Genomic DNA, 2,092 nt, shown 5'->3' on the forward strand with positions numbered 1-2,092 from the left:
TCGGCGAAGACGCGCAGCGGGCCGGGCATGGTGTCGGTGGGCACGAAGGCCGAGCTGAGGAAGGGCAGGAAGATGAGCGGGTAGGAGAACGCGCTCGCCCCCTCCATGGTCTTGGCCGACAGGCCGGGGATGACGGCGATCCAGGTCAGCGCCAGGGTGAACAGCACCAGGATGCCCGCCACCGACAGCCACGCCAGCACGCCCGCCGACGAGCGGAAGCCCATCAGCAGGGCCACCAGCATCACCACCACCAGCGAGACCAGATTGGCCACCAGCGAGGTCAGCACGTGCGCCCACAGCACCGCCGACCGCGCGGTCGGCATCGACTGGAAGCGCTCGAAGATGCCGCCCTTCATGTCCATGAACAGCCGGTAGGCGGTGTAGGCGATGCCCGAGGCGACCGTGATGAGCAGGATGCCGGGCAGCATGTAGTTCACATACGAGGCATCCGATCCGGTTCTGATCGCGCCGCCGAACACGTAGACGAACATCAGCATCATCGCGATCGGCATGATCGCGGTGGTGATGATGGTGTCGGGGCTGCGGGTGATGTGGCGCAGCGAGCGCCCCAGCAGGACGGTGGTGTCACCGAAGAAATGCTTGCTCATCGTGGTTCCTTCAGGTTTCGGTGCCGACGAGGGACAGGAAGACGTCCTCCAGGGTCGGCTGCTTCTCGACGTATTCGACCTTGGCGGGCGGCAGCAGCTGCTTGAGCTCCTCCAGGGTGCCGTTGACGAGGATCCGGCCCTGGTGCAGGATCGCGATCCGGTCGGCGAGCTGTTCGGCCTCGTCCAGGTACTGGGTGGTGAGCAGCACCGTGGTGCCGCCCGCGGCCAGGTCCTTGACGGCCTGCCAGACCTCGATGCGGGCCTGCGGGTCCAGCCCGGTGGTCGGCTCGTCCAGGAAGATCACCGGCGGGTCGCCGATCAGGCTCATCGCGATGTCCAGCCGGCGCCGCATGCCGCCCGAATACGTCGCCACCTTCCGCCCGCCGGCATCGGTCAGCGAGAACCGGCGCAGCAGCTCATCGGCGACCTGGCCGGGATTCTTCAAGTGCCGCAGCCGGGCCACCAGCACCAGGTTCTCCCGCCCGCTGAGGATCTCGTCCACGGCGGCGAACTGCCCGGTCAGGCTGATCGACTCGCGCACGTCCGCGGCCTGCCCGGCCACGTCGAAGCCGTTCACGCGGGCCGTGCCGGCGTCGGCCTTGAGCAGCGTGGACAGGATCTTCACCACCGTGGTCTTGCCCGCCCCGTTCGAGCCGAGCAGCGCGAAGATGCTGCCCCGCGCCACGGTGAAGTCCACCCCGCGCAGCACCCGCAGCGTCTTGTACGCCTTCTCCAGGCCCTGCACCTGGATCACGTGCTGTGTCGTCATCAGAGTCTCCTGTCCTCTTCGCCCGCGGCGCGCGCGATGGCCTCGGTGTAGCGGTTGCGCTCGCGGGTCCTGTACTGGCCGAGCGGGTAGTTGGCCATGAACGCCTCGACGAACTCCACGGGGTCGTCCCCGAAGATGTCCCGGATCGGGGTTCCGTCCGCCGCGCCCTGCTCGAACAGGTCGGCGAGATCCTCGTACATCACCATCGCGCCGGCGCCGTCCGCCGGCCCGAAGTGCATCAGGTAGCGCTCCAGCGCTTCGACCGCCGTGCGGTAGTTCTCGGGAAGCGCTCTGGTGCGCGCCTTGTACCGCCGCCAGCGCTTCTTGTCCTCCAGCGGCCCGGTGACCACCTCCAGGTACTGCCGGTAGCGGCCTTTGGGCTCGTTCGGCTCTGTGGCCATGTCTAGTTGCCTCCTTCGCGGAGCTGCTGGAGCCGTTCGGTGAGGAAGCTCCAGGTCCTCCAGAACTCGTCGAGATCCGCCCGCCCGCGTGCGTTCAGGGAGTACACCTTGCGCGGCGGCCCCTTCTCCGACGGGACCTTCTCCACGTCGACCAGGCCGCGCCGCTCGACGCGGACCAGCAGCGCGTAGATGGTGCCTTCCGCGATGTCGGAGAAGCCCCGATCCCGCAGCCACGCCGTGATCTCGTAGCCGTACGCGGGCCGGCCGGCCAGGAACGCCAGGACGATGCCCTCCAGCGTCCCCTTGAGCATCTC

General features: G+C 68.2%; 4 protein-coding genes. All 4 read right to left on the reverse strand.

All coding sequences use genetic code 11. The features are described from left to right. A partial coding sequence (locus tag ACTWPW_RS63890) for an ABC transporter permease (RefSeq protein ID WP_443174992.1) occupies positions 1-608 on the reverse strand: 608 nt, incomplete at its 3' end. Between the two features lie 10 nt (positions 609-618). Then, positions 619-1,377: an ABC transporter ATP-binding protein gene (locus tag ACTWPW_RS63895; RefSeq protein ID WP_443174993.1), complete on the reverse strand. Its 759-nt coding sequence runs from the start codon at positions 1,375-1,377 to the stop codon at positions 619-621. Next, a complete protein-coding gene (locus ACTWPW_RS63900; protein ID WP_443174994.1) occupies positions 1,377-1,778 on the reverse strand; it encodes a DUF1048 domain-containing protein in 402 nt (133 codons plus the stop codon). Before ACTWPW_RS63900 ends, ACTWPW_RS63895 begins: the two co-directional genes overlap by 1 nt. A gap of 2 nt (positions 1,779-1,780) precedes the next feature. After that, a partial coding sequence (locus tag ACTWPW_RS63905; protein WP_443174995.1) for a PadR family transcriptional regulator occupies positions 1,781-2,092 on the reverse strand: 312 nt, incomplete at its 5' end.

It is taken from the genome of Nonomuraea sp. KM90 (genome assembly GCF_052246675.1).
GTDB lineage: Bacteria > Actinomycetota > Actinomycetes > Streptosporangiales > Streptosporangiaceae > Nonomuraea.